General features: G+C 65.5%; 33 protein-coding genes. 11 read left to right on the top strand and 22 right to left on the bottom strand.

Annotation, left to right across the window (positions count from 1 at the left end; genetic code table 11):
* Positions 1 to 41 precede the first annotated feature (41 nt).
* On the top strand, positions 42 to 650 hold the full coding sequence (locus tag ACFC4D_RS13695; RefSeq protein ID WP_376063107.1) for a TetR/AcrR family transcriptional regulator: 609 nt from the start codon (positions 42 to 44) through the stop codon (positions 648 to 650).
* A gap of 31 nt (positions 651 to 681) precedes the next feature.
* On the opposite strand, the gene ACFC4D_RS13690 is transcribed toward ACFC4D_RS13695, so the two are convergent.
* Positions 682 to 1,221, bottom strand: coding sequence for a GNAT family N-acetyltransferase (locus tag ACFC4D_RS13690; protein ID WP_376063105.1), 540 nt, complete (start codon positions 1,219 to 1,221; stop codon positions 682 to 684).
* A 117-nt stretch (positions 1,222 to 1,338) separates the two neighbouring features.
* On the opposite strand from ACFC4D_RS13690, the gene ACFC4D_RS13685 reads away from it, so the two are divergent.
* Positions 1,339 to 1,884, top strand: coding sequence for a DUF6968 family protein (locus ACFC4D_RS13685; protein ID WP_376063103.1), 546 nt, complete (start codon positions 1,339 to 1,341; stop codon positions 1,882 to 1,884).
* 184 nt (positions 1,885 to 2,068) lie between these two features.
* Here ACFC4D_RS13685 and ACFC4D_RS13680 read toward each other — a convergent pair whose 3' ends face one another.
* Positions 2,069 to 2,635: a TetR/AcrR family transcriptional regulator gene (locus tag ACFC4D_RS13680; protein WP_376063102.1), complete on the bottom strand. Its 567-nt coding sequence runs from the start codon at positions 2,633 to 2,635 to the stop codon at positions 2,069 to 2,071.
* A gap of 108 nt (positions 2,636 to 2,743) precedes the next feature.
* Between ACFC4D_RS13680 and ACFC4D_RS13675 the strand changes: the two genes are divergently transcribed.
* The gene (locus ACFC4D_RS13675; protein ID WP_376063101.1) at positions 2,744 to 3,259 is read left to right on the top strand and encodes a DUF4383 domain-containing protein; all 516 of its coding nucleotides are present in this window, start codon (positions 2,744 to 2,746) and stop codon (positions 3,257 to 3,259) included.
* Here ACFC4D_RS13675 and ACFC4D_RS13670 read toward each other — a convergent pair.
* Together ACFC4D_RS13670 and ACFC4D_RS13665 are read right to left on the bottom strand one after the other, a co-directional pair.
* Positions 3,232 to 3,438, bottom strand: a complete 207-nt coding sequence (locus ACFC4D_RS13670; RefSeq protein ID WP_376063099.1) for a hypothetical protein — start codon at positions 3,436 to 3,438, stop codon at positions 3,232 to 3,234. The genes ACFC4D_RS13675 and ACFC4D_RS13670 overlap by 28 nt on opposite strands.
* Positions 3,439 to 3,592: 154 nt before the next feature.
* Entirely contained in the window at positions 3,593 to 3,859 is a 267-nt protein-coding gene (locus ACFC4D_RS13665; protein WP_376063097.1) for a MerR family transcriptional regulator, read from the bottom strand.
* Positions 3,860 to 3,963: 104 nt separating this feature from the next.
* Between ACFC4D_RS13665 and ACFC4D_RS13660 the strand changes: the two genes are divergently transcribed.
* From ACFC4D_RS13660 to ACFC4D_RS13650, 3 genes are read left to right on the top strand one after another with little or no spacing between them, the layout of a single operon-like run.
* Positions 3,964 to 4,269, top strand: a complete 306-nt coding sequence (locus ACFC4D_RS13660) for a PadR family transcriptional regulator (RefSeq protein WP_376063662.1) — start codon at positions 3,964 to 3,966, stop codon at positions 4,267 to 4,269.
* Positions 4,266 to 4,622 (top strand): DUF1048 domain-containing protein, encoded by a 357-nt coding sequence (locus ACFC4D_RS13655; protein WP_375960028.1) that lies wholly within the window; start codon positions 4,266 to 4,268, stop codon positions 4,620 to 4,622. Before ACFC4D_RS13660 ends, ACFC4D_RS13655 begins: the two co-directional genes overlap by 4 nt.
* A gap of 2 nt (positions 4,623 to 4,624) precedes the next feature.
* Positions 4,625 to 4,951: a DUF1048 domain-containing protein gene (locus ACFC4D_RS13650; protein WP_376063095.1), complete on the top strand. Its 327-nt coding sequence runs from the start codon at positions 4,625 to 4,627 to the stop codon at positions 4,949 to 4,951.
* A gap of 42 nt (positions 4,952 to 4,993) precedes the next feature.
* Here the strand turns inward: ACFC4D_RS13650 and ACFC4D_RS13645 are convergent, their stop codons facing one another.
* Entirely contained in the window at positions 4,994 to 5,797 is an 804-nt protein-coding gene (locus tag ACFC4D_RS13645) for an aminotransferase class IV family protein (protein WP_376063093.1), read from the bottom strand.
* A 163-nt stretch (positions 5,798 to 5,960) separates the two neighbouring features.
* Between ACFC4D_RS13645 and ACFC4D_RS13640 the strand changes: the two genes are divergently transcribed.
* On the top strand, positions 5,961 to 6,389 hold the full coding sequence (locus tag ACFC4D_RS13640) for an SRPBCC domain-containing protein (RefSeq protein WP_376063091.1): 429 nt from the start codon (positions 5,961 to 5,963) through the stop codon (positions 6,387 to 6,389).
* Positions 6,390 to 6,467: 78 nt separating this feature from the next.
* Here ACFC4D_RS13640 and ACFC4D_RS13635 read toward each other — a convergent pair whose 3' ends face one another.
* Positions 6,468 to 8,105, bottom strand: coding sequence for a DHA2 family efflux MFS transporter permease subunit (locus ACFC4D_RS13635; RefSeq protein WP_376063088.1), 1,638 nt, complete (start codon positions 8,103 to 8,105; stop codon positions 6,468 to 6,470).
* Positions 8,106 to 8,202: 97 nt separating this feature from the next.
* Between ACFC4D_RS13635 and ACFC4D_RS13630 the strand changes: the two genes are divergently transcribed.
* On the top strand, positions 8,203 to 8,709 hold the full coding sequence (locus ACFC4D_RS13630; protein ID WP_376063086.1) for a MarR family winged helix-turn-helix transcriptional regulator: 507 nt from the start codon (positions 8,203 to 8,205) through the stop codon (positions 8,707 to 8,709).
* Position 8,710: 1 nt separating this feature from the next.
* Here ACFC4D_RS13630 and ACFC4D_RS13625 read toward each other — a convergent pair whose 3' ends face one another.
* From ACFC4D_RS13625 to ACFC4D_RS13605, 5 genes are all read right to left on the bottom strand, one after another.
* Positions 8,711 to 9,070, bottom strand: coding sequence for an STAS domain-containing protein (locus ACFC4D_RS13625; RefSeq protein WP_376063084.1), 360 nt, complete (start codon positions 9,068 to 9,070; stop codon positions 8,711 to 8,713).
* Complete coding sequence (locus tag ACFC4D_RS13620; RefSeq protein WP_376063082.1) at positions 9,067 to 10,332, bottom strand: SpoIIE family protein phosphatase; 1,266 nt, start codon at positions 10,330 to 10,332, stop codon at positions 9,067 to 9,069. The genes ACFC4D_RS13625 and ACFC4D_RS13620 overlap by 4 nt, the downstream gene beginning before the upstream one ends.
* Complete coding sequence (locus tag ACFC4D_RS13615) at positions 10,332 to 11,132, bottom strand: alpha/beta fold hydrolase (RefSeq protein WP_376063080.1); 801 nt, start codon at positions 11,130 to 11,132, stop codon at positions 10,332 to 10,334. Before ACFC4D_RS13615 ends, ACFC4D_RS13620 begins: the two co-directional genes overlap by 1 nt.
* Positions 11,133 to 11,193: 61 nt before the next feature.
* Positions 11,194 to 11,862 carry a hypothetical protein gene (locus ACFC4D_RS13610; protein WP_376063078.1) on the bottom strand — a complete coding sequence of 223 codons (669 nt, stop codon included), beginning with the start codon at positions 11,860 to 11,862 and terminating at the stop codon, positions 11,194 to 11,196.
* A 40-nt stretch (positions 11,863 to 11,902) separates the two neighbouring features.
* Positions 11,903 to 12,451 (bottom strand): hemerythrin domain-containing protein, encoded by a 549-nt coding sequence (locus ACFC4D_RS13605; RefSeq protein ID WP_375960048.1) that lies wholly within the window; start codon positions 12,449 to 12,451, stop codon positions 11,903 to 11,905.
* 199 nt (positions 12,452 to 12,650) lie between these two features.
* Here ACFC4D_RS13605 and ACFC4D_RS13600 point away from each other — a divergent pair, with 199 nt between their 5' ends.
* Positions 12,651 to 13,643: a TIGR03557 family F420-dependent LLM class oxidoreductase gene (locus tag ACFC4D_RS13600; RefSeq protein WP_376063076.1), complete on the top strand. Its 993-nt coding sequence runs from the start codon at positions 12,651 to 12,653 to the stop codon at positions 13,641 to 13,643.
* Between the two features lie 24 nt (positions 13,644 to 13,667).
* On the opposite strand, the gene ACFC4D_RS13595 is transcribed toward ACFC4D_RS13600, so the two are convergent.
* The 11 genes from ACFC4D_RS13595 to ACFC4D_RS13545 form a co-directional block, all read right to left on the bottom strand.
* Positions 13,668 to 13,961, bottom strand: coding sequence for a hypothetical protein (locus tag ACFC4D_RS13595; RefSeq protein WP_375960052.1), 294 nt, complete (start codon positions 13,959 to 13,961; stop codon positions 13,668 to 13,670).
* 86 nt (positions 13,962 to 14,047) lie between these two features.
* Positions 14,048 to 14,515 carry a response regulator gene (locus ACFC4D_RS13590; protein ID WP_375960054.1) on the bottom strand — a complete coding sequence of 156 codons (468 nt, stop codon included), beginning with the start codon at positions 14,513 to 14,515 and terminating at the stop codon, positions 14,048 to 14,050.
* 57 nt (positions 14,516 to 14,572) lie between these two features.
* Complete coding sequence (locus tag ACFC4D_RS13585) at positions 14,573 to 14,872, bottom strand: hypothetical protein (protein WP_375960056.1); 300 nt, start codon at positions 14,870 to 14,872, stop codon at positions 14,573 to 14,575.
* A 199-nt stretch (positions 14,873 to 15,071) separates the two neighbouring features.
* Positions 15,072 to 15,692, bottom strand: coding sequence for a class I SAM-dependent DNA methyltransferase (locus tag ACFC4D_RS13580; RefSeq protein WP_376063074.1), 621 nt, complete (start codon positions 15,690 to 15,692; stop codon positions 15,072 to 15,074).
* Positions 15,689 to 16,438 (bottom strand): PIG-L deacetylase family protein, encoded by a 750-nt coding sequence (locus ACFC4D_RS13575; RefSeq protein WP_376063072.1) that lies wholly within the window; start codon positions 16,436 to 16,438, stop codon positions 15,689 to 15,691. The genes ACFC4D_RS13580 and ACFC4D_RS13575 overlap by 4 nt, the downstream gene beginning before the upstream one ends.
* Positions 16,423 to 17,415, bottom strand: a complete 993-nt coding sequence (locus ACFC4D_RS13570) for an acyl-CoA dehydrogenase family protein (protein WP_376063070.1) — start codon at positions 17,413 to 17,415, stop codon at positions 16,423 to 16,425. The genes ACFC4D_RS13575 and ACFC4D_RS13570 overlap by 16 nt, the downstream gene beginning before the upstream one ends.
* Positions 17,390 to 18,118 (bottom strand): glycosyltransferase, encoded by a 729-nt coding sequence (locus ACFC4D_RS13565; protein ID WP_376063068.1) that lies wholly within the window; start codon positions 18,116 to 18,118, stop codon positions 17,390 to 17,392. Before ACFC4D_RS13565 ends, ACFC4D_RS13570 begins: the two co-directional genes overlap by 26 nt.
* Before the next feature lie 112 nt (positions 18,119 to 18,230).
* Positions 18,231 to 18,731, bottom strand: coding sequence for a flavin reductase family protein (locus tag ACFC4D_RS13560; RefSeq protein ID WP_376063066.1), 501 nt, complete (start codon positions 18,729 to 18,731; stop codon positions 18,231 to 18,233).
* A 39-nt stretch (positions 18,732 to 18,770) separates the two neighbouring features.
* Positions 18,771 to 18,923 carry a CDGSH iron-sulfur domain-containing protein gene (locus ACFC4D_RS13555; RefSeq protein ID WP_364644286.1) on the bottom strand — a complete coding sequence of 51 codons (153 nt, stop codon included), beginning with the start codon at positions 18,921 to 18,923 and terminating at the stop codon, positions 18,771 to 18,773.
* Positions 18,924 to 18,940: 17 nt separating this feature from the next.
* On the bottom strand, positions 18,941 to 19,954 hold the full coding sequence (locus tag ACFC4D_RS13550; RefSeq protein ID WP_376063064.1) for an iron-containing redox enzyme family protein: 1,014 nt from the start codon (positions 19,952 to 19,954) through the stop codon (positions 18,941 to 18,943).
* A gap of 131 nt (positions 19,955 to 20,085) precedes the next feature.
* Positions 20,086 to 21,213 (bottom strand): YbdK family carboxylate-amine ligase, encoded by a 1,128-nt coding sequence (locus ACFC4D_RS13545; RefSeq protein ID WP_376063062.1) that lies wholly within the window; start codon positions 21,211 to 21,213, stop codon positions 20,086 to 20,088.
* A gap of 163 nt (positions 21,214 to 21,376) precedes the next feature.
* Between ACFC4D_RS13545 and ACFC4D_RS13540 the strand changes: the two genes are divergently transcribed.
* Together ACFC4D_RS13540 and ACFC4D_RS13535 are read left to right on the top strand one after the other, a co-directional pair.
* Positions 21,377 to 21,652, top strand: a complete 276-nt coding sequence (locus ACFC4D_RS13540; protein ID WP_376063060.1) for a cold-shock protein — start codon at positions 21,377 to 21,379, stop codon at positions 21,650 to 21,652.
* Between the two features lie 27 nt (positions 21,653 to 21,679).
* The gene (locus ACFC4D_RS13535; protein WP_376063058.1) at positions 21,680 to 22,636 is read left to right on the top strand and encodes a YihY/virulence factor BrkB family protein; all 957 of its coding nucleotides are present in this window, start codon (positions 21,680 to 21,682) and stop codon (positions 22,634 to 22,636) included.
* Positions 22,637 to 22,783: the final 147 nt, after the last annotated feature.

Here is a 22,783-nt window from a genome sequence, read left to right as displayed (position 1 = left end):
CTGAAAAGTGATTTACATTTACATTCTGGCATGATGATCGCATGACCGAAGCCAGGGTGCGACGCAAACCGACGCAATCACGCAGCCTCGAACGCGTCCAGCGCATCCACGCCGCAGCGCTCGCCCTGATGCAGGAGGGTGGCGTGGACGCGGTGACCACCACGGCGATCGCGGCGCGCGCCGAGGTGTCCGTGGCCACGCTGTACCAGTTCTTCGCCAATCGCGACGCGGTCCTGGAGGCGCTGATCGGCAGTCAGATCGAAATACTCGACCTCCGAATGGCCCAGGAGCTCACCACGATTCGCGTGGACACCCTCGCGGCCGCCATCGAGAAGTTCTTCGCCATCCACAAGGCCCACTACCTCGAACACCCTCAGTTCGTCGCCCTCTACTACAAGGGCCGCGCCCGCAGCATCGGACTGAACACGGACGCCCAAGTGCACCTGAGCCGGATGGTCGACATGCTGTACGGAGGCCTGATCGCCTCGGGACTACTCCCCCGTGACACCGACCGATACGTCGTCGAGGTCGCCGTCGAACTCGGCGATCGGATCTTCGAGATGGCCTACCGCGACCATCCCACCGGCGATGACCGAATCATCGCCGAAGGCACCCTCGCCCTGACCCGCTACCTGGAAGCGCACCGGTAATAGCGATCGTTGTGACGCAGCGCTAGGGCCTCTATGGCTGTCCGAGTTCGCGTGTCATCCAGATCGAGTCGCCGCGGTCGGGATCGGGGTCGACGCGGCCGCTGTTATAGAAGTCGAGTTTTTCCAGGACACGGAATGAGGCGCCGTTCCATTCGCGGACAGTCGCCCACAATCGTTGACGCCCAGTGCGTGCCGCTGCCTCGACGACGGCACGCGCGGCTTCGGTGGCGTATCCGAAGCCGTGGAAGCGTTGCGCGAGTTCGTAGGCGATTTCCGGTTCGTCGTAGGTGCCCTGGCCGATGATCAGGCCGCAGTAGCCGATGAACTCGCCGGTGTCGCGGCGCTCGATGGGAAGCAATCCCAGCCCTGGAGGGCTACCGAGAGGGTTGGCGATCGCCCAGTCGCGCATCTGCTGGACCGTTGGGCGTCCGGCGGCGTCGATTCTGCGCAGTGCCCGAGGATCCCGTTCGGCCCACAGCGCGCGATGGGCCTGCGCATCCGCGGGTAGCCAGGGGCGCAATCGAAGTCGCTCGGTCACCAAACTCGAAGGGAATGCCGCGTACGTGGGCATGATTCCAACCTACGCGATCAGCTGTGCGCACGACGTAGATCGATTCTGCGCGTTGACCTTCCGAGGCTCGCGCGGATTAGTCCTTGCCGGGTTGGCAGGGCGGCTAAAGTCCCTGCCATGCCTGCGACAGTTGATGGAGTCGGCGATTTCGGCGACCCGATCGCCACCCGCGTCTACACCGACGCCCAGGGGACGGTGACTGTGCAGATCGGCCGCCCGCGCCCCTGGACCGACCTGGGCGTCGACATGTACGCGTGCCCGTACCGGATCACCGGAGATCTTCCCGATGCGCCAGGCGGCGGCGACGCCTACGCCAAGGGGCTCGACGATATGGCCGCGCTCATGCTCGCCGCTCACGCTATCGAATCCGTCATCTACCTCTGGAACACCAAGATGGATCGGTCTCTGACGGCTGAGTCCGCATACGGCGGATGGCGGCTGACCTATCCGCCGCCACGCAATCCCTCACACGAGATCACCGCACGCGGCATGGGTGAACTGCTCCCCGAGATCGACACGGTGGTCGCCGATACCTTCGATCGACTGGGGATACTCGCCGAGACGACCACGCAGGCGTTGGCTGATCTGGACACCAACCTGCAACTGATCTCCAAGAGAGTGACGCAGGCTCGAATGATGTTGGGAGAGTCGGACTCGCAGTAGCGGTGGACTCTAAGACGGTGATGACATGGGTCGATGTACCGACCTACTGCCGCAAAGTCGCGGTCAGAGCGTCGGGGGACAACGGGGTGGCCACCGGGATTGACCCAGGCCACGTAGCCGTCGGGACGGATGTAAACCGCGCCCGCAGGGCGGGATCTCGCCGAAGACCGGCATATTCCAGTCGCTAATTGGGATGTGGGAGCAGGGGCTCGAGTGCTGCCGCGACGCGGTCCAAGGGCGCGTTGTCTCCTTCGGCGCGGCACAGGACCAATGCGCCTTCGATTCCCGCGATGAGCAGCGTCGCGATATTCGTCGCCTGCGGATCGGGTGTTCCATTACGGCGCAGGCAGTCTCGGAACGCACGCTGCCAGCGATCGAAGATGGCGCGGGCGGACTCGCGCAGCGCCTGGTCATCGGGCCCCGCGCCGATGGTGATCGCGGCGACCGGACAGCCGGGCGGGTGTTCGCCACCGGTCATGATCATCTTGGTGCCGGCGATGATCGCCCGCATGGCCGAGAGCGGTTGCTGTGCGGTACACCAGGATTCGATGTAGGCCCCGACGGTGGCATCGGTGGCGGCCAGGACTTCTTCTGCCACTTCGGTTTTGCCGCGCGGGAAGTGGTGATAGATCACCCCGCGATGGGCCCCGGCGGAGGTGGCGATCTCCCGGATGCCGGTCGCGCCGTACCCGCGACCCCGGAACAGCAGCGCCGCCTGCTCGATCATCTGCCTGCGGGTTTCGCGCGCCACCTGCGTCCCTCCATCGGTCTTGACTAAGTCGATCGACCTAGAACATACTCCACTCGCAAAATAAGACGATCGACTTAGCGAGCTTGCCGCCCGACGAACAGGACCCCCATGTCTTTCGCCACCTTCCGCGATCTGGCACTGCGCTACGTCACCGCGGTCCTCGAAACACCGTGGCAGTTCGCCGTTTTCCTGATCGGCGCGTGGTTCACCCTCAACGGCGTCATCGCCTTCGGGATCTACCCCGATATGGCTTTCGGCGGTGACATGCATGCCTGCACGATCCAATTCCTCGGATTCATCCCCGTCACCGTCAACGGCTGGCACGCCCTGTTCCACCTGGTCACGGGCATAGCCGGACTCGCACTGGCACCCGTGCGCCGCGGCGCCCTGCGCTACACCTGGGTATGCGGCCCGTTCTATCTACTCATCGCCGCCCTGGGATTCACCGGCGGCGACCATGTCCTGCACATGATGGCGGTCGACACCTTCGGCAATATCGTGCATACCGCCGAAGGCAGCATCGTTATCGCCATCGGTGCGCTGACCGCGCTCACAGCGGGCCCGAAGCGCGCCCCGAACCAGCCCGGCGGAGTAGCTCACGCCGCGGAGCGATCAACCGAATGATCATGCGGCCGTTGCCGTTCGATCAGATCGATCAGCGTTTCCATCGCGGCGAGTGAGGACCACTCGTCGCGAGCGACCAGACCCGGATGCCGGTCGGAGTGGGCGACGAACACTTCGTCGTCCGATGACCAGTACACGTGGAATGACGACAGGCACAATGTTCCGCCGACGTTGCCCATGACCGCTGCCTCTTCTGATGATCCGTGAATCTGGATCCTGAATTCTGCCAAGCGGGCCCGAAAGCGTTGCGGTTCCTGATGATTCCACCACCATCCGGCGTGTGAATCTTTTCGATTCCTTTATGCCCGACCCTCGGCGCCTGGTTACCGAGAATCATTGCGCGCCTTCGAGAATGCGCTCGACGTGCGACAGGTACTCGAGCAGATCGCCGATCTCGACCAGCGGTACACCCGCTCCGGCCAGCGCTCGGACCTGGACCAGCCGCAGCAGTTCCGCCGATCGGTATCGGCGGCAGCCCGAGCCGTCGGATTCGGGTTCGCCGAGCAGGCCACGCCGGTGATACTGCCGCACTGTCGCTGCCGTGACCCCGGCGAATGCCGCCGCCTGGTCGATCGTGAACCCGGTCATCTGTGTATTCATGCATCGCCTCCTCTAGCTACTCTGTGCTACAGTCTACTAGTACTCAGCGACACAGCATAGTGCGCTCGGGATCGAGGAGGATTGCCACGGACAACTTGACGGAGATGTTGAAGGGCACGCTCGAAGGCTGTGTGCTGCAGATCATCGGAGCCGAAGAGACATACGGCTACGCCATTACCCGCCGATTGAATGACCTCGGTTTCACCGATGTGATCGAGGGGACGGTGTACGCCATCCTGCTGCGACTGGAGAAGAACAAGCTGGTCGACGTGTCGAAGCGACCCTCCGAGGTCGGCCCGCCGCGAAAGTTCTACGCGCTCAATGACTCCGGACGCGCTGAACTCGCAACCTTCTGGGCGAAATGGGAATTCGTCTCATCTCGCATCAATGACCTCAAGGAAAGCAAATGAACTTCTGGGAGAAAGTCACCGGTAGCGACCTCACCAGGGAATACGGGGCCTTCGACGCGCGAGCGGAGGTTCTGCCGGCCGAGTATCGAGCGGCATGGGACGAGATCAAGGCCAATCTGGCTGTGTACTCGGACTTCTCGGGTCGCAATCTGATGCCGATCCTCGACGGCGCCCTGGGACTGCTCGAGGAATCAGCGGCCGAGGGGCAGAGTGTCCAGGACGCTCTGGGCAACGACATCCAGGGCTTCTGTGCCGCGATCGCGGGCGAAGAAGGAGCCAAGACTTACCGCGACAAATGGCGAAAGCAGTTGAACAAGAACGTCGCGACCAAACTCGGCCGGTTGGGAGAATAGCCATGGGAATCCGCGACATCATCGAAGGCAAGCGCGAATGGCGTGCGCATGTGGCACGGGTCAAGGCGCTCCCGCCCGATTACCAGATCGTCTACAACGAGATCCAGAAGTACCTGTTCAAGGTCGGCCCGGTCGATCTGGCCGAAGGGAACCTGCTCTCGGGCCTCGTCGACTTCTTCGAGGAAGGCGTCGCGGCGGGCAAGGGAGTCCGCCAGGTCGTCGGCGATGACGTCGCCGCCTTCTGCGATGACCTGATCAAGGACTCCCCCACCTACGCCGACCGCTACCAGGCGTCCGTCGCCGAGGAGGTCGCCAAGAAACTGAAGTGACCGACACCCAAGAGCTTGCGGGCAGCTTCCCGGCCTATCCATTTATGGCGCGAGCAGTGGCTCGGCCGCATAGGCCCGGTGCAGTAGCTCCACTAACGGTGCCGTCTCGGCGAACGACACCGACTCGATCCGCCGCACCGCGATGCCCGGATTCCACGAGTTCATGACCACCGCACCGGACAGCGCGGGCAGGTCCGACAGGGTGATGTCCCGATCGTGCTGGGCAACCCCGAGCCGCTCCAATTGCCTGCGCACGATGCCCAATGTGGTGCCGCGCAACATATCCGCGATGGGCCAGACCACCGCGGACCCATCCCAGAAGGCCAGATTCCAGATCGACGCCTCGCTCAGGCGCCCCTGACGGTCGAGGAACGCGGCGTCATCGAAACCCTTCGCGACGGCCTCACGCAGGTAGTACGTCTTGGCCACCTCGCCGACGTGCTTCACGCTCGGCAGCGTTCGCTCGTGTTCGATCGCCGCGAGCGCGAGCGGGCCGTCCGGTCCCGAGGAGGGCGGGCCGGTCCGAATCAGCATCTCGGGCTCGACATCTGTTCCGGCGACCGTGAATTCGCCCGCCGGCGAGTACACCGTCGCAGTCAACGACAGATCGGCCGGACCGTCCGCCAATGCGGTCCGCAGATACGCCCGCACCCGCTCGTCCGGCAGGGCACGGCCGAACATCCGCACCGAGGCGTCCCGCAACCGATCGAGATGCAGATCGAGTCCGCGAATCCTGCCGTCCCGCACCTGCATTGCGGTGAAGTGGGCATATCCGGCGAATGCCAGCGGAGTCAGATCCCGCACATCCACCGACCGGCCATTGCGCTGAGCAACATATGAGTTCATACCTCCGACCCTGCCGCCGCACGCCGACCACAACCAGTGCTCGGTTATCCGGGGTGCGACACAACCACCCTCGATCCACCATGCGGTTGACGTGTTTGTCCAAGAACGCCAAGCGCCGTGCTCCTAGGGTGAAGGTAAGCAATCCACCCAAGGGAGTTGCATCATGACCGGATATGTCGCCACCGCAGAAACCGATATCACCGCCTCGCCGGAGCAGGTGTGGACCGTCCTGACCGACCCCGAGCAGCTCACCGAGCTCTGGTTCGGCGCGCAGGTGCGCACCGACTGGCAGGTGGGCAGCCCGATCGTCTGGAAGGGCGAGTACCAGGGCAAACAGTATGAGGACAAGGGCGAGATCGTATCGTTCGAACCCGGTCGTCTGTTGAAGATGACCCACTACAGCCCGCTCACCGGCCAGCCGGATGTGCCGGAGAACTACCACACCCTCACCTATGAGCTGACCGGAAACGGGTCGAGCACCCATCTCACGCTGAGCCAGGACAACAACGCCAGCGAAGACGAAGCGGCGCATGCTCGCGGCATGTGGGAGACCCAGGTCGGTGGCATCAAGAAGGCTGCCGAGAGCTCATAGCGTCACGGGCAACGCAGCGCGCGTGCCCGGCAATGCGAAACCCCGGCCCGCTCTATGGCGGGCCGGGGTTCGTCTCGGTCAGACGTGCGCCGGTGGGGCCGCAGTCTTGTTCGATTCCTCTTCGCTCACTTCCGATTTCGGGATCAGAGCCGTGGCGATCAAGCCCAGGAGTACGAAACCTGCCGCGAGATAACCGCCTAGATGGATGCCATCGGTCATGGCGGTCCGTCCGGCATCGGCGATCGACTGGGTTTGCGGCTGGGCTGCGAAACCTTCGATCGCAGCGCCCGCGCTGTTGGTGATGGCGTGCGCATGCTGCTCGGCTTGAGCCGCGGGCACACCGTCCGCTTCGAGATGGTCGGTGACCTGTGAACTCAGCGTCGTGAAGAACACCGTGGTCAGGATGGCGATTCCGAGCGCGGATCCGAGTTGGCGGAACGCGCTCTGAATTCCCGAAGCCTGGCCGTTGTCGTTCTCCGGGATGTCGGCGAGCACCACATTGGTGACCTGCGCGGTCGCGAAGCCGACACCGACGCCGTACAGGCACAGCACCAGGGCGAGTGACCACCAGGAGCTGTCGGTCGAGGCGACCAGGGCGAGCCCGGCCAGCCCGAGCACCTCGAGCGCCAATCCCAGCCGGACCAGGTTCAGCGGCGAGGCCTTGCCCGCCATCCCGAAGCTCGCGCCACTGGCGATGAAACTGCCGATTGCGATGGGTACCAACGCCAAACCGGCTTGCACGGCGCTGTAGCCGAGGGTGAATTGCAGCCACAGCGGCAGCACGGCGACAATGCCGAACTCACCCAGGCCGATGATCAACGTGGCGATATTGCCATTGCGGAACGAGGCCAGTGAGAACAGCCCCAGATCCATCAGCGCCTTGTCGGTGGCTCCGGCACGACGCAATTGCGCTTGCCGCCACAGGAATCCGCCCAGTGCGGCGGCACTCAGGACGAGCGCGACCAGAACGGGCGAAGGTCCACTGCCCCAGGAGAATCCACCGATATCCAGCGGCTGGGTCGTGGTGATCCAGCCGTAGGTGCGCCCTTCGACCAGACCGAAGGCCAACAAGCCCAGGCCCAGTACCGACAGGATCGATCCGAGGACATCCATGCGCCCCGGAACCCGAGGCGACGGCGCGACGCAGGTCAGCACGCCGACCACGATCAGCACCGCCAGCGGCACATTGATGCCGAAAGCCCAACGCCACGAAACATTTTCAGCCAACCAGCCACCGAGTAGCGGGCCCAGTGCGGCGGCCGCGCCGATGGTCGAACCCCAGATCGCGAACGCCTGGCCCCGCGCCTTGCCGGTGAAGTTGGCGTTCAGCAGCGCCAGTGAGGTCGGCAGAATCATCGCCGCACCGGCACCCTGCAGGAATCGAGCGATGACCAGCAGCCCGCCACCGGGTGCGAGTCCGGCCAGAATGCTGGTCGCGCCGAACACAACCACGCCCGCGACGAATACCCGCCGCGCGCCGATGATGTCCGCGATCCGCCCGACCACCAGCAGCAGCGCCGCGAACACGATCGCGTACGACTCCTGAATCCATTGCGCCTGAGTCGATCCCGTATGCAAGCCCTCGATGATCGACGGGATGATCACGTTCACGATCGTGGTGTCGACCACGATCAAGGCCACGCCGAGGGCGATGGCGATCAACCCGAGCCATCGACGGGATGACGCCGTCGTCTCGTCCATATCTCCTACTTCCATGATGGAATCATTCCATGGTGAAAGTATCTACAATGGAGGTAGGTTGTCAAACGGTGTCGCCGGTGCCGATCCGGCCGGAGAAAGGTGGACAGGGCCGATGAACCACCCGGCTACCCGGGCGCAGCAGGAGCAGGTCATCGAGGGTCTGCGCGCCTACGGCGCGAACTTTCGCGAGTTCAGCCGCCAATTCGCGGCCTGGCTCGGGCTGCACTCCACCGACGCCGAGGCCCTCATCGAGATCCTGGCCGCCGAGGAACGCGGCGTGTTTCTGTCCCCGGCGCGCCTGAGCGAGCGCATCGCACTGTCCCAGCCCGCGACCACCGCGCTGCTGAACCGGCTCGAACAGGCCGGGCATGTGCTGCGCACGCGCGACAGCAGCGATCGGCGCGTGGTGACGCTACGCAGCAGCGCCGACGTGCAAAATCTCGCCGATGAGTTCTTCCGGCCCCTGGGCGAGCGCGTGGACGCGGTGATGGCCCACTACTCCCCCGAGCAGCTGCGTCAGTTCGACGGCTTCCTCACCGAACTGACCGCCGCGATGAACGCTCAGCTCGCCGAATCCCATACTGCCCCACCGGCACAGCGGATTCCGCGCAAGAGCTGACTCACGACCTGTCGGCGGTCCAGGCTTTATGCGCGTCATCGACGGTCGGATAGACGGTGAAGATACCGTCCAGGCCGATCAGAGAGAAGATGCGCGCGAGTTGGTCCGGAACGCCGACCAAAGCCATTGCCGCATCGGCGTCTTCGGCGCAGTTGTGCGCGGCCAGGAGTGCGGTGATGCCACTCGAATCGCAGAACCCGAGCTGGGTCAGATCCAGCAGAAGTAGTTGGGCGGCAACAAGTTCCAGCCCGCGAATCGCCTCGAACGCGGTCGGTGAGCTCGCGGCGTCGAGCTCACCGGTGAAGGTGAGAACCGGACCCGCCGGACCGGTGTGCTGGGTGACGGTGAAATCGGTGCTCACGCTTGCTGGCCTCCGGCCGGTGGAATGCTCATGGCGAGTAGGGCGGTGTCATCGTCGACCCCGTCACCGAACCCGGCGAGCACCGCGGTGATCGCCTCGATCAATGCGGGCGCGGTGGTCGGTCCGAGGTCGGCGACGAGGTCGCGTAGTTGTTCCTCGCTGAAGCGTTCGCGTCCGCGGGTGCGGGCCTCGGTGAGCCCATCGGTGTAGAACAGCACGGTATCGCCTGGGAGCAGCCGGATTTCGACGCTGGTGAACTTGGCCTTGCGCACCGCGCCGACGAGCATTCCGCCGCGATATTCGATCAGGGTGGTGGTGCCGTCGGCGCGAACCAGGACCGCGGGGGTGTGCCCGCCGGTGCTCAGCACCAGTTCCGCGCCGTCCATTCCGGGCGTGAGAGAGCCGAACACGACGGTGCAGAAGCGGGGTTCGTCATTGCGATAGCGGTGGTGCAGAACGGTATTGAGATTCTCCAGCACCGCTATCGGATCCGGGTCATAGACCGCGGCCGCGCGCAGTGTGTAGCGGGTCAGCGATGTCACCGCCGCCGCGGATGCCCCTTTACCCGAGACATCGCCGAGGAAGAATCCCCAGCGATCGCCGGTGAGGGGAAACAGATCGTAGAAATCGCCGCCCACGTTCTCGGCCGAGGCGGGGTGGTAGTAGGCCGCGACCTCCATCCCGGGCACCTGCGGCAGCACCGGTGGCAACAGTGAGCGTTGCAGGGTGGTGACCAGCTTCTGGACCCGCTGATGTTCGCGCTCGGCCTTCTCACGTTCGAGATCCGCCGCATCGCGGGCGCGCTGTAATTCCTGTTCGTAGGCACGCCGGTCGGTGGCGTCGAAGATAGTGGTGCGGATCAATTGCGGGGTGCCGTCCGGTCCGGCCTTGACCACCGAGGTCACCAGGATCGAGAGCCGCGAGCGATCCGCGCGCACCAGCTCCAGCGCCAGACCGCCCGCCTCACCGTGCATCGACAGCATCGGCCAGATATGGGTTTCGTAGTAGATGCGCCCGCCCACGGTGAGCAGATCGGCGAAATGCTTTCGCCCGACCAGGTTTTCGCGCTCGTAACCGAGCCAGCCCAGCAGCGTGCCGTTGATTTTCGCGATCGTGCCGTCCATCAGCGTGGACAGATAACCACACGGCGCGTTCTCGTACAGATCCTCGGCGCTGTCCTCGAGCAGGGCCGAGAACACGGTATCGGCGTGATCGTCGCCCGGCAGGTGCGGGCCGCTGGTGCTGTCGCCGGTCCGGGACATCATCTCGTGCCCGCGAAGGCGACGATGGCCGCCGCGGTGGCCTCGGGTGCGCTCAATTGCGGGCAATGCCCGGTCGCGTCGAGGGTGAGAAGCGCACTGCCGGAGATGTTCTCGTGCACGTAGCGGCCGACCCCGCGCGGCGCGATGGCATCCTGCGCGGTCTCGATCACCAGGGTTTCCACGCTGACCTTCGGCAGATCAGCGCGATTGTCCGACAGGAACGTGGCCTTGGCGAACACCTGCGCGATCTTCGGATCGGTGCGGCAGAAACTCTCGGTCAGCTCCTGCCCGAGCTCGGGGCGTTCGGGATTGCCCATGATCACCGGGGCCATGGTGTTGGACCAGCCCAGATAATTCGCATCGAGCGAGTCCAGCAGTTCGGCGATATCGGCGTCGCTGAATCCGCCGCGATAGTCCCCGTCGTCGATATAGCGCGGTGAGGGGGTCAGCAGCACCAGCTTCGCGAACCTGTCCGGTGCTCGATTCGCGGCCAGCACCGCGATCATCGCCGACACCGAATGCCCGACGAGAACAACGTCCCGCAAATCCAATTCGGTGCATATCTCGACCACGTCCTGCGCGTACGCGTCCAAACTCGCGTATCGATCCGCGGTCCACGCGGAGGTGTCCGACCGCCCTGCCCCCACATGGTCGAACAGCACCACGCGGAATCGCTCGGCCAGTGCCGGAACGATCAACCGCCACATGTGCTGATCGCAGCCGAACCCGTGCGCCAACAGCACCGTCGGACCGTCCAGAGCGCCCGTGACGACCACATTGTTCCTGCTACGCGCGCTCATTCACCTCATCCTGCCACCTTTCGGCGGTCGCTTCGCCGCCACCGACGACGCGGGCCGCATCTCAGTCGGCGTGCGGGTACCCGATCGCGGCGAGATCGTCCGCCAGATCCGCCAGGGTCAACTCGGCGTTCAACGACGATACGAGGGCCTGATCCAGCGGACGCAGGTCATAGACCGCGCGCACCACGTTCAGGTCCACGTCGACCTCGTAATAGTCCTCGGCGAAGCGCTGGAACGCTTCGGGCGATCGGTCTACCAATAGCTGGAACAGCTCCGCCGATCCATCGAGATCACCACTACCCGAAGGGAATTCGATCACCCCGTGCTGCCATCGATCATCGGTCGCGGCACGCCACAGACAGACGGTCAGCACGGGCACCTTGTTCTGGTCGGAGAACGCGGGCTCGGTCACGAAAGGCGTGAAGGCATCGGGAACCTCGTCGATCACCCCGGGCCAGGGCTCACCGTCATTGGCATACGGGCTCATCGGCGATTCATGGGCGAACCCGCGGATATACGCCCCGGCCGCGGAGAACACGATGGAGTACTCGTCCCCCGACCCGTTGCGCATCGACGCCATTTCCTGGCCTTCATCCCACGCGGCGTTGAAGGAGTAGTACCGGTCAACCCAGTCCGGGCTCAAGATCGCCTCGAGCATCGCCATCGAACGGCACAGGTCCCGAAGTTCGGCGATCGCCGGAAGGCGTTGCGCCACATCATTTACGGTCACGGGCTCATCAAACCCGAACCGTCCGACAACAATCGCGCGGTCAGGCGATGCTGGCTTGGCGACGCCATTCCCGCAAACCGTTGCGCAAGCGGTCGAAGACCTCCAGGGGCGGCTCGGCGACTACCTCGGCCCCGGAATGGTCCAGGGGTGGGGCGAGAAATTCGGCGAAGGCGATGGCACCTGCCATCCGGTCGCGCACATCGGCCGGAACCAAATCCAGCACCAGCCCGAATTCCTCGGTCTCCTCGAGCTCGAGGTGCGCGATCACCTTGTCCGCGAACACCTCGAACTCGGTATCGAAACCCTTGTGCTCGGCACCGATCTTGTACAGCCCGTTCAGCAGGTACTTCGCCTCGTGCTCTTCGTGCAGCCGGTCGGCGACAAGCTCGGGATCGTCCAGAACGCGGCGTACCGCGGGGTGCACCACCTGTTCCTCGGCGGTTTCGTGCACCGCGAGCAATCGCACCAGGTCGGCGAATCGCGCGCGCTTCTCACTCCCGGACGAGGACCGCACCTCATCCAACGCGACTCTGATCTGCCGGTGCTGGGCCAATAGCAGGTCGATTGCCTCGTGATTCGTTTCGGACATCGAACATCCTTCGGTATCGAATGCAGGGATATCCATCGCGCTACCCATTCGATCGACACCGAAACACCCTTCGTACCGGCCGGTAGCGGCATGCCGCGGCGGAAAACCGTCCTGCGCTTTGCCTTTCGTTCGCCCGATACATCCGATCGGTAGCGGGTAGCCAGTCGATGTCCATCAATCGAGTGAGAGGGGCCGGGCCATGACCCGATTCGGATACACCTTGATGACGGAGCAGAGCGGGCCGCGCGAACTGGTGCGCTATGCCGTCGCCGCCGAACAGGCCGGATTCGACTTCCTGGTCAGCAGCGATCACTATTCGCCCTGGCTCGCCGAACAAGGCCATGCGCCGCACGCGTGGACCATGCTCGGAGCGGTCGCGCAGGCGACCGAGCGCATCCCGTTCATGACGTACGTGACGTGTCCGACCCTGCGCTATCACCCCGCCGTCGTGGCTCAGCAGGCCGCGACCTTGCAGATCCTCGCCGACGGCCGGTTCACCCTCGGGCTGGGCAGCGGCGAAAGCCTCAACGAGCATGTCGTCGGCGCGGGCTGGCCGGGCCTGGACGAACGCCAGGACCGGTTGGAGGAGGCCATCGGCATCATCCGCGATCTGTTCTCCGGTAATACGGTGAGCCGCCACGGGCATTGGTATCGGGTCGACGCGGCCAAGCTCTGGGATGTGCCGCGTGAACCGGTGCCGATCGCGGTCGCGGTGTCCGGGGACCGGTCGGTGCGGCGCTTCGCCGATCTGGCCGATGAGATGATCACCACCGATCCAGACGCGGACCTGGTCCGAGCCTGGCACACCGCTCGGGTCGCCGGTTCCGGTGCGCCCACGACGAGGGTGACGGGCCAGCTGCCTATCAGCTGGGATACCGACCGCGACAAGGCGATAGCCCGCGCGCACGAGCAGTTCCGATGGTTCGCCGGCGGTTGGGACGTGAACTCGAATCTGCCGACACCGGCCGCGTTCGCCGCCGCGACCCAGTTCGTGCGCCCGCAGGACGTGGCCGACACCATCGCCTGCGGTCCCGACCTCGATGCCGTCGTCGCCGCGGTGCGCCCGTATCAGGACGCCGGATTCACCGATCTGGCTCTGGTCCAGATCGGTGACGAACAGCAGGACCGGTTCCTAGCAGAGGCCGCCGGCCCGCTGCTGGCGAAACTACGTGCCGCGGACGGTGATTCCTGACACCAGCAAGCGTCTATCGGCTATTCACCCGAGATCGCCGAGTCTGCCCATGGTGTCGCGATAGGCCAATAGATGCTCGAGAAACGGGTGCGGGTCATTGTCATAGAGCTCGCGCAGGGACGCTGTATCGGTAGCCGAATCAGGGGTGGGAGGCAGATCGAGTTCGTCGAACAGCACGATCTGCAATTCGAGTTCGGAGTAGAGGTCGACGTCTCGGCCGATGACGGCGCAGGCGGCGTGCTGTGCGGCGGCCGCGGTGCCTCGTAATTGTTGCTGCAGGGGCAGGGGTGCCGAGGATCCGCGTACGGGTTCGGTCATGCGATTCATCATGGCGCGACGTGCGCCGATTCTCGGGCGACGGGCCGGTCAGGGCGGAGTTTCGCCGCCGGGCACAGTGGCCGGAATTAGTATTTTGCTTGCAATGCAGGATGCTCGCGTGCGGGCAAACGGACGAACTGCAGGAAGAAGTGGTCGATCTTCCTGACCGCCTCGAGGAATTGATCGAGGTCCACGGGCTTGGTGATATACGCGCTGGCGTGATGGCGATAACTGTTCAGCACATCGGCCTGCGCGGCGGAGGTGGTGAGCACGACCACCGGTATCGCGCACAGCTCGGGATCGGACTTGATGCGCTGCAACACCTCACGACCGTCGTACTTGGGCAGATTCAGATCCAGCAGGATCAGGCCCGGGCGCGGAGCATCGGCGAACTCGCCCGCACGATAGAGAAAATCCAGCGCCTCCTGGCCATCACGGACCACGTGCAGGACATTGCCGACTTTATTGTGCTGGAGCGCTTCTCGCGTTATCAGCTCATCACCGGCATCGTCCTCGACCAACAGGATATCGATGGGTTCACCGCGAGTAAGCACCCCTGCATACTAGGCACGGCGTAAACGACCGGCCACACCGGTCGGCAAGGTATCGACTCAATGCCCCTGCCGGACTTCGGGATCCGGCTGCTCGTCACCACTGCGGCGGCGCCATTCAGCGTAAATCACTCCCGCGCTGGACAAGAACAGCACGACACAGGCGATTCCCGCCACCGTCGCCCACCCGGCGAAGCCGTATCCGGCAGCGACGAGCGTTAATCCTAGGGCGACAATTCCCAACCCGCCCAGCACGATGCCGATGACGTTGACGCCATCCTCGATGCCTTCCCCGGCGTGATGAAGCGTGGGGCGCGGCTGCGGCGACGATTCTCCGGACGTTCGTCGATCGACCATCATGAGCAATCTCCCTTCGTAGATGAGCTCACGGCGTTGGACGCTGTGCCTCCGCGTTGAGGGTGCAGTCATCGGTGACGGTGCGTACGCCGTGAGCATCGGCCGCGACCTGAACCGAGCTCGAAACCAGGCCGAACAGTCCGACACTGTCGCCATACCCCGTCGACGCGAACCAAACCGTTCCCGGGCCACCGCGCCGACGTCAGACCAGGCCCTCCTGCTGTGCCACGGAATGACGCGGGGACCGCGCCGGCGTGAACACCTCGAGCAGGAAGTCGTCGTCGCGGTAGGACCCCACGGTGGACAGGCCGCGATGGCCCCCGAGGATGGCGTGAACCTCATCACCTGTCAGCGGATACTCGGGCACGGGGTGACGCCAGTGCACACAGAGCACGACCCCGTCGGACTCGAGGTGGTCCAGTAGCTCGTCCACGACCGTGCGCAGGGCAGGAGCTTCGAGGTAGTAGCACACCTCGCTCAGCACGATGAGGTCGAAATGCTCTGCGGGCCAGTCATCCCCGAGTCCCCAACGCCGCAGGTCAACGGTAGCGGCCGCCCCGGCCAGCCTGTCCGCCGCACGGCGTAGGGCATCGTCCACGATGTCGGTGGCCAGGATCCGATCGCAGCGCCCAGCCAGCTCGACGGTCAGAACGCCTATACCGCAACCGGGTTCGAACGCGGACCGGTAGCGCGGGCGCGGTAGCGCCGCCAGGGTGAGTGCGCGTTTGCGTTTCTCGTACCAGCGGGTGGTGAACTCCCAGGGATCGGCACTGGCGGCGTACATCTGCTCGAAGTAGGAGTTCGGCAGCCGGGCCGGGCTCATCGGAAGTAGGTTTCGGTCGGGCCGGTGAATCGGCGCAGGACGTGGGTCGGCACGATCGCGGCGTCGGCCGGGTCCTCGGACAACGGCAGCAGCTGACTGCGAAAGTGCGATATGGCACGACATTTCGCGGCCTGCACGGCCGGGGGCAATGTCAGCACCGCCGGTGTGCACGACCGCAGCCGCACATCGTCCGGGCTGGCCCACTGCCACATCCACACCGGGTACTGCAGCAGTTCGGTATTCGTGTCCCCACAGGCCGTGGCGGCAGCACGCCCGACCGCCTCGTGGTCCGGGTGACCGTCGTATCGCCAGGTCGCCGCACAGACCGCCCCGCCCGCGCCGAAACCATCGAGCAGCGCACGCAGTTCGTCGGTCAACGCGTCTTCGTGCGCGGCGATCTCGCCATCGGGCAGGCCGAGGCGAAGGGGCGCACCGGCACCCAGCTCCCTTGCGGCACTGCGGGCTTCGTCGATGCGAATCGCGGCCAGTCGGGAAGGGCTGTGCGAGGGGGAATTCGGATGGGACGCCTCGCCGTCGGTGACATTGACGATGGTGATCGCCGTGCCGGCCGCGTGCGCCATCGCCACAAGTCCACCCGCACCGAGCGTTTCGTCATCGGGATGCGCGGCCACGACGACCAGATGTGGCGCCCCCGGAAGCGGCAGGGGTGCGCGGTCGCGCCGCCACTGCTCCCATCGGTCCTCGGGAACACCGGTGGCCCGCACGTCGATCACAGGTCCGGCCATGGGAATTCCTCTCCCGCGACGTCGCGGCCTAGGTCGGCCAGATCGACTTCCGCGTGACTTTGACGCACATACACCGTGAGGTCGGCGACCCGCCTCGCATGCTCGGTATCCATGCACAACGGCCCGGCACCCAGAGCACGACCGACACGATCCACCGTCGTGGTGGCCGCGTCCTCGACCAGGGCACGGACGGTCCGGGCGCGGATACGCGCGCGCCGGCTGTCGCCGCGGGGATCGGCGTCGATGTCCGCCGCCGCCGCGGCCAAAGCCAGTCCCGCAGCACGCAGGGCAGCGGTCACCGCGCCCAGATGGGCCAGTGCGTGCTCATCGGCCCTGCCCTTGGCCGCACGCTCGTGCAGTGGCCGGGCCACCTGGCAGGCGCTGCCGTACCAGCACGCCGCCACCCCGATCGCACCGTGCCAGAATCCGGGGCGGTCCAGATAGGCGCCCGGCGCACCCACCTCCGTAGCCGTAGCGCCGTTGAAATCCACCGCGCCGGAATCGGATTCGCGCATTCCCACCGCATGCCAGCTATCGGGCACCGGTCGGATCGCGGGCTGGGACAATGACACCGCGAAAAGGCGGCGCTGCCGTCCGTCACGGGCGGTGACCAGTGCGTGGCTGCAGATGCTCGCACCCGAGCACCACGGCTTGCGCCCTTCGAGCACCCAGCCCGCCGAGCCCGTGCGAGCGCGCAGTACCGGCTCGGGCGGCTCGGCCGCCCAGACCCCCCAGAGCTGCCCGGTCACCGGTTGCCGCCCACCCAGTTCGTGCAGAATCGCGGCCGCGTCGGCGTGCGCCTCGACCATGCGCCCCAGCACGGTGTCCTCGGCACTGGCTGCCGCGAGTGCACGAAACCGCTGCAGCGTCATCCCGCTGCCGGGGAAAGGGATGTCCAGGCAGCCCGAACTCGACAGCTGGCGCAGCCGCTCACGGAGGTCGCGGGAGCGCTCACGCACTTTCGGCTCCCGGTGCATACGAGGACTCCAGTCGCCGCAGATGTGCGGCGAACCCGCCGGGCGCGCGGCCGAATCGCCGCCCCGAGGTCGCCGCCACGACATCCTCCGCCCAGGTCACTCGCGCGCCCAAGGCGGTCGCCCGGCGCACGAACTCCACATCCTCGCCGGAGCTTCGCGGTTCGAATCCTCCTGTGCGCCAATAGGTATCGGCCCGGAAACCGAGACTCGCACCATGCACATGACCGGCCGCGCGTCCCATCCGGTACGCCCGCTCGTAGCGAGCGCGCACCTGCGGGGTGTACTGATCCCACTCGGTCACCGTGACAACCCCGGCCACGACCTCCGCACCGGCATCGGCGTACCGCAGCTGACGATCCAGCCAATAGCGATCGACACGGGAATCCGCGTCGGTGGTGGCGAACCAGGTGCGGGCACCGCGATCGGCGCCCGCCGCGGCGAACCCGGCGGCACGGGCGATCCCGACATTGTGTGCGGTCACGGTGCTGACCTTCGCCCCAGCGGCCTCGGCGATCGATGCGGAGTCGTCGGTGCACGCATCGAGCACCACCTGAATGCGGACCGGGACACTTACCTGCTCCGCGCACCGATGCAGGGCGTCGAGGCACCCCGGAAGCAGTTGCTGTTCATCACGGGCCGGGACCACGATCACGACATCGTCTATCGCGCGCGGGCCGGGCACGGCGACCTCCGGGATGATCATGCTTGCGGTCTACCCGCGAGGTCCGTCGACAAACGATCCACGGGGGGAGATTGCCGCGCCGCCGACTTCGACGGCGTTCCCGACTCAACGGTGCATTCGGAGATGGTCAGGACTACGCCGGGTGGCCGGGTGTCAGATCCGCGACCGCGTGGAATCGAAGACTCGTAGTCGTCGCGGGCTCCGCCGCGGTGGGCGACAGCACGAACCCGACGTGGTCGCCGAAGTCGGCGGTCTGCTCGATCTCACCGGTGAACCAGCCCGCCGCGCCCGCCAGAATCGGTAGCCGGTGCGGCCCCTGCTGCCATTCGCAATGCTCGAATTTGTCTATTTCCGAACCGGTTTCGACGCCGAAGAGCTCGGCCAGCGCGGTGGCGTCCGCGCCGAGCAGATGGACGGCCAGATGCCTGGCTGCCTCGGCGATGCGATAGGTGTGGTTGACCTTGGACACGCAGACCAGAAACCGACGCGGTTCGATGCTGACCTGCGAGGCGAAGCCGACCAGACAGCCCGCGCGCTGATCACCGGCGACCGCGGTGACCACCCACATCGGGCCGTCGGCCTGGGCCAGGACGGCATCGAAATTGCGTGCGATCCTCGAAAGATCCTGTGACATCGGCACCTCCCGCTGTTCGACAAGTCCGATGACACTCAATCACGAGCGAGCGGGCCTGCGAAGTTTTCGGTGGCTGGTGTCGCACAGCGGGTAGGTGCGGGACCGCTTGCACAGGCACAGCGCCACGACGAAGCGGTCCGAGCGGATGACGGTGCCGTCATCGGTGACCAGTTCCACCGGGCCCGCGATCAATGCGGGCCCCTCACGGGTCAGTGTGACGCGGCGGTATTCAGTAGCCTCTGATTCGGCGGGCACAGCGCATCACCGATCCTTTCCTCCGATGAAAACGATGGGAGCAGCGAACTCTGGCCGGCGCGCCAATGATGGTGCAGCACAAGTTCGTTGAAATGGTCCTCCAGCAGGTTCGAAGCCTGGATTCCGAACACCACCAACTCGGTCAACTCCGGCTCGGCCGCGAGCAGGTTGCCGACGACTTCGCGGCGCATGACCTGTTCGTGGACCGCGTCCGCCTCGACATGCTCGGCGTAGAAACGCTCACACGCCGGATCGGCCTCGAGTCGGCGCAGCGCCGCGAGCATTCGGCGCGCCGACGGGGAGGAGGTGATCTCCGCGGCGGTGAGCTGCCCGATCAGCGCACCGCGCAGATCGCGATGTAATCCGAACAGCGACATCAGGTTCACCAGCGCGAGCATGGGCGCGGGCACGTCATCGAGGTAGTGCAGATAGCCCGGGTTCAGTCCGGCTCCGGTGAGCAGATCGGCGTACAGCCGCGCATGCATGCGGTCGGCATGGCCGCTGCCGAACTCGTCGAATTCGAGCGCCACGAGCGCGGCTTTGGCCGCTCCGTGCAGGCGCGGGATCACCCAGGCGTGCGGATCGGCTTCCTTGTGGTGATAGATCGAGCGGTGAATGAAGAATTCGCGCAGTTCCGGCCATTCTCCTTGCTCGGCGAGATAGCGGGCGATCCCGTCTTCGGGCTCGATCAGCAATGCGGCGATCTCGCCCTCGAGGTCGACCCCGCCGGTGACGTCTTGCCGCAACGTGGCCAGGAACCGCTGCTCGAGACCCGCGCGCACCCGCAGCAGGTCCGGATCCCATTCCCAGCGAGGATCGACGAATTCGACACCGCGATAATGCAATTCGTAGCAGGTGTGCAACGTCAGATGCAGGTCGTCACCGTAAGGTGCTGCCGTGGAGGCGATTCGGAGCAGTTCCTCGACCATGTCGCCGTCGAGCTCGGCGTCGCCGCGAAGCACGTCCATGACTCCCTGCGACAGTGGCCCACGGGGCGAAGGCAATACCGATATCTCGGATGGGGTCTCGTACATAAATACTCCTGTTGGTTCCGCGGGCTGCGGGTCTTGCCGCTCTACCCCGGCTCGAACGGTATGAATCATGGGCCGAGGGCCGGCATCGGTTCGGGCGCGCTCGCACGGCCGAGGCGGAACGAATCCACCAGCCCGGCCAGGCCCGAACGCGCGGCGGCGCGTTGGCGATCGGCACCGGTGCCCGCGAATCGCAGTGTGCGCAGCAACCGATGCGCCAGATCGAGATCGCCGAGCTCCTCGAGTTCCTCGGAGATCCACTCGACCATGCGATCGAGCAGGTGTATCGCGGGGACACGAACCCCCTCGACCGGATCGACCGCGCGACCGGCGAGCCCGAACCGGGCCGCCGACCACACCGCGGCCGCACCCAGCTGGGCATCGAATCGCGGACCCTCGATTCCGGCGGCCAGTTCGTGAACGGCCTTGTGCACCAACCCGCGCGACAGCACGGCTTGCAGGATCGCGTCATCGACCGTCGCGGCGGTGTCGACGGCGCGAATCTCGACGGTCGGATAGGCATCCGAGGGCCTGGCCAGCCAGAACGACATATGGTCATCGACCAGCACACCGCAGTCGATCAGCGTGGCGATTCGCTCGTCGTAGTCCGCGGCCGAGCCCGTGTACGGCGGCAGGCCGAAGCCGGGAAATCGGCTCTGTTCGGCGATCCGCCAAGAGTCGTATCCGGAGTCGCGGCCGCCGTGAAACGGTGAATTGGCTCCCGCCGCAATCAAAGTCGGCAGCCACGGCCGCAGGTGATTGATCACCGCGACAGCGAGATCGCGCGACTCGACCCCGACATGCACGTGGGCGCCGCACGCGCTGTAGCTCCGCATCGCGCCCTCGAATCGACCCCGGATACAAGCGTAGCGATCCGCCATCGCCGTATCGGGCGCATGCTCCCAGCGTCGCGGCGCGGTCCCGATCGGCACCACCGCCACCCCGCAGTCGAGGCCCGCCGCGGCCAATCGCTCACGCGAGGTGAGCAGTTCGGCGCGCAGCGCGGCCATATCGGTATGGACCGCGCTGACCGCTTCGACTTGGATCGGTTGCAGTTCGGGTTCGAACCGCAGCGCTCCGGGCGCGGGGTTGGCGCGCAACCAGCCGAGGACGGCCTCGGCTTTCGGCTGCGCCGCACCGTCCGCATCCAGGAGCAGGAACTCTTCTTCGAAACCCATTGTGCGCGTCGCTCGCATCGGGACCGCTCTTTCGCCGCAGGGTTGATGACCTGGCCATACCCCGACAGCGATCTTGGAAACAGTCGCACGCTCGCACATCGTGTGTTCTCGAGCATGATTCGGCCGGGACGAGCCGGGTATAGCGGGTGAACCCAGTTGAGCCGACGCCCCAGGAGTTGCCGTGCCCCTACTAGCCGTGCCCACGCCCGCACCGCAGCTCGCGCACCGCGACGATGCCGGACCGGACGACCGTATTCACGGAACCGTGCTGTGGTTCGACTCCGCGAAGGGATTCGGCTTCCTCGCCTCCGATGATCAACCGGACCGGAACATATTCGTCGAGCATTCCTGCATCGATCAACCGGGATACCGCACGCTGTCCGAAGGGCAAGCGGTCCTGTTCCGCTTCGAACGGGACGCACGAGGCGCACGCGCTACGTGGGTGCTCCCCCGCTAGTTCCTCGCTCGCAGATCCACGCCACAGATGACGAAAAGTATTGATGCCGACCAGGTTCCGGACGATCCCACCGATTTGACCGGACACTCGTGGTGGGGTGTGCTGCGGCGCACCATCCGAGAATTCGATGCCAATAAGCTCACCGATTGGGCGGCGGCATTGACCTATTACAGTGTGCTGTCCATCTTTCCGGCCCTGATCGTGGTGACTGCCGTGCTCGGGCTGCTCGGCCCGGCATCGACGCAATCGCTGATCGACACCGTTCGCGCCATCGGCCCCGGGAGCGGCACCGCGCTGCTGGTCGATGCCATCGAGCAACTCCAGGGCTCACGCTCGCTCTCCAGCGGTCTGGCCATCATTGGCCTGGCGACCGCACTGTGGACCGCGTCGGGATACCTGGGAGCCTTTATCCGAGCAACGAATTCGATCTACCACACCCCCGAAGGCCGCCCGCTGTGGAAGACGGTGCCGCTGCGTCTGGGCTTGACCGCGCTGATGGTGGGCCTGATCGCGGTCTGCGCGATCGGAACCGTCTTCACCGGCTCGCTCGCCGAACGAGCCGGGCGCTGGCTGGGCTGGGGGTCGGCGGGCGTGCGGGTCTGGGAGATCGGCAAATGGCCGGTGCTGGTCGTGCTGGTGACCCTGGTCATCGCGCTGCTCTACTGGGCCGCCCCGAACGCTCGCCAATACGGCTTTCGCTGGCTGACCCCGGGTAGTGCGCTGGCGGTGCTGATCTGGATCGCCGCATCGGCCGGATTCACCCTCTACGTCAGCTTTTTCGGCTCCTACAACAAGGTGTACGGCTCACTCGCCGGAGCGGTGATCTTCCTGGTCTGGCTCTGGCTCACCAACCTCGCGGTCCTGCTCGGCGCACAGTTCGACGCCGAACTCGCCCGCGGTCGCCGCATGGAACAGGGCCGCCCAGAACACGCCGACCCCATCCTGCCGCCCAGGGACGAACCCGGCCCCGAACCAGACTCCTGAGTCCGAAAAACGCTTGGACCTGCACAATCAGATCCGTCGGGGCGTAAAATGTGAATTGCTACGCGGGCTCGGCTGTTTTGCCCGGCGACTCAATGGCGAGCGGCGGGGCACGTCTGGCCGGCGCGGCAGTGGGAAGCGAGCCCCCGC

It is taken from the genome of Nocardia sp. NPDC056000, from assembly GCF_042269265.1.
Classification (GTDB): Bacteria; Actinomycetota; Actinomycetes; order Mycobacteriales; family Mycobacteriaceae; genus Nocardia.
The sequence above is the reverse complement of the archived record's forward strand: the minus strand, read 5'-3'. Positions and strand labels throughout refer to the sequence as shown.

Coding starts and splice junctions, on each gene's coding strand:
- ACFC4D_RS13685 (WP_376063103.1), top strand. CDS start 1,339: ATGCCTGCGACAGTTGATGGAGTCGGCGATTTCGGCGACCCGATCGCC.
- ACFC4D_RS13545 (WP_376063062.1), bottom strand. CDS start 21,213: ATGCGAGCGACGCGCACAATGGGTTTCGAAGAAGAGTTCCTGCTCCTG.
- ACFC4D_RS13655 (WP_375960028.1), top strand. CDS start 4,266: ATGAACTTCTGGGAGAAAGTCACCGGTAGCGACCTCACCAGGGAATAC.
- ACFC4D_RS13550 (WP_376063064.1), bottom strand. CDS start 19,954: ATGGACGTGCTTCGCGGCGACGCCGAGCTCGACGGCGACATGGTCGAG.
- ACFC4D_RS13595 (WP_375960052.1), bottom strand. CDS start 13,961: ATGACCGAACCCGTACGCGGATCCTCGGCACCCCTGCCCCTGCAGCAA.
- ACFC4D_RS13670 (WP_376063099.1), bottom strand. CDS start 3,438: ATGGGCAACGTCGGCGGAACATTGTGCCTGTCGTCATTCCACGTGTAC.
- ACFC4D_RS13535 (WP_376063058.1), top strand. CDS start 21,680: ATGACGAAAAGTATTGATGCCGACCAGGTTCCGGACGATCCCACCGAT.
- ACFC4D_RS13605 (WP_375960048.1), bottom strand. CDS start 12,451: ATGTCCGAAACGAATCACGAGGCAATCGACCTGCTATTGGCCCAGCAC.
- ACFC4D_RS13630 (WP_376063086.1), top strand. CDS start 8,203: ATGAACCACCCGGCTACCCGGGCGCAGCAGGAGCAGGTCATCGAGGGT.
- ACFC4D_RS13585 (WP_375960056.1), bottom strand. CDS start 14,872: ATGATGGTCGATCGACGAACGTCCGGAGAATCGTCGCCGCAGCCGCGC.
- ACFC4D_RS13695 (WP_376063107.1), top strand. CDS start 42: ATGACCGAAGCCAGGGTGCGACGCAAACCGACGCAATCACGCAGCCTC.
- ACFC4D_RS13615 (WP_376063080.1), bottom strand. CDS start 11,132: ATGAGCGCGCGTAGCAGGAACAATGTGGTCGTCACGGGCGCTCTGGAC.
- ACFC4D_RS13660 (WP_376063662.1), top strand. CDS start 3,964: ATGTTGAAGGGCACGCTCGAAGGCTGTGTGCTGCAGATCATCGGAGCC.
- ACFC4D_RS13575 (WP_376063072.1), bottom strand. CDS start 16,438: ATGGCCGGACCTGTGATCGACGTGCGGGCCACCGGTGTTCCCGAGGAC.
- ACFC4D_RS13650 (WP_376063095.1), top strand. CDS start 4,625: ATGGGAATCCGCGACATCATCGAAGGCAAGCGCGAATGGCGTGCGCAT.
- ACFC4D_RS13560 (WP_376063066.1), bottom strand. CDS start 18,731: ATGTCACAGGATCTTTCGAGGATCGCACGCAATTTCGATGCCGTCCTG.
- ACFC4D_RS13600 (WP_376063076.1), top strand. CDS start 12,651: ATGACCCGATTCGGATACACCTTGATGACGGAGCAGAGCGGGCCGCGC.
- ACFC4D_RS13565 (WP_376063068.1), bottom strand. CDS start 18,118: ATGATCATCCCGGAGGTCGCCGTGCCCGGCCCGCGCGCGATAGACGAT.
- ACFC4D_RS13570 (WP_376063070.1), bottom strand. CDS start 17,415: ATGCACCGGGAGCCGAAAGTGCGTGAGCGCTCCCGCGACCTCCGTGAG.
- ACFC4D_RS13665 (WP_376063097.1), bottom strand. CDS start 3,859: ATGAATACACAGATGACCGGGTTCACGATCGACCAGGCGGCGGCATTC.
- ACFC4D_RS13635 (WP_376063088.1), bottom strand. CDS start 8,105: ATGGAAGTAGGAGATATGGACGAGACGACGGCGTCATCCCGTCGATGG.
- ACFC4D_RS13675 (WP_376063101.1), top strand. CDS start 2,744: ATGTCTTTCGCCACCTTCCGCGATCTGGCACTGCGCTACGTCACCGCG.
- ACFC4D_RS13645 (WP_376063093.1), bottom strand. CDS start 5,797: ATGAACTCATATGTTGCTCAGCGCAATGGCCGGTCGGTGGATGTGCGG.
- ACFC4D_RS13690 (WP_376063105.1), bottom strand. CDS start 1,221: ATGCCCACGTACGCGGCATTCCCTTCGAGTTTGGTGACCGAGCGACTT.
- ACFC4D_RS13620 (WP_376063082.1), bottom strand. CDS start 10,332: ATGTCCCGGACCGGCGACAGCACCAGCGGCCCGCACCTGCCGGGCGAC.
- ACFC4D_RS13640 (WP_376063091.1), top strand. CDS start 5,961: ATGACCGGATATGTCGCCACCGCAGAAACCGATATCACCGCCTCGCCG.
- ACFC4D_RS13580 (WP_376063074.1), bottom strand. CDS start 15,692: ATGAGCCCGGCCCGGCTGCCGAACTCCTACTTCGAGCAGATGTACGCC.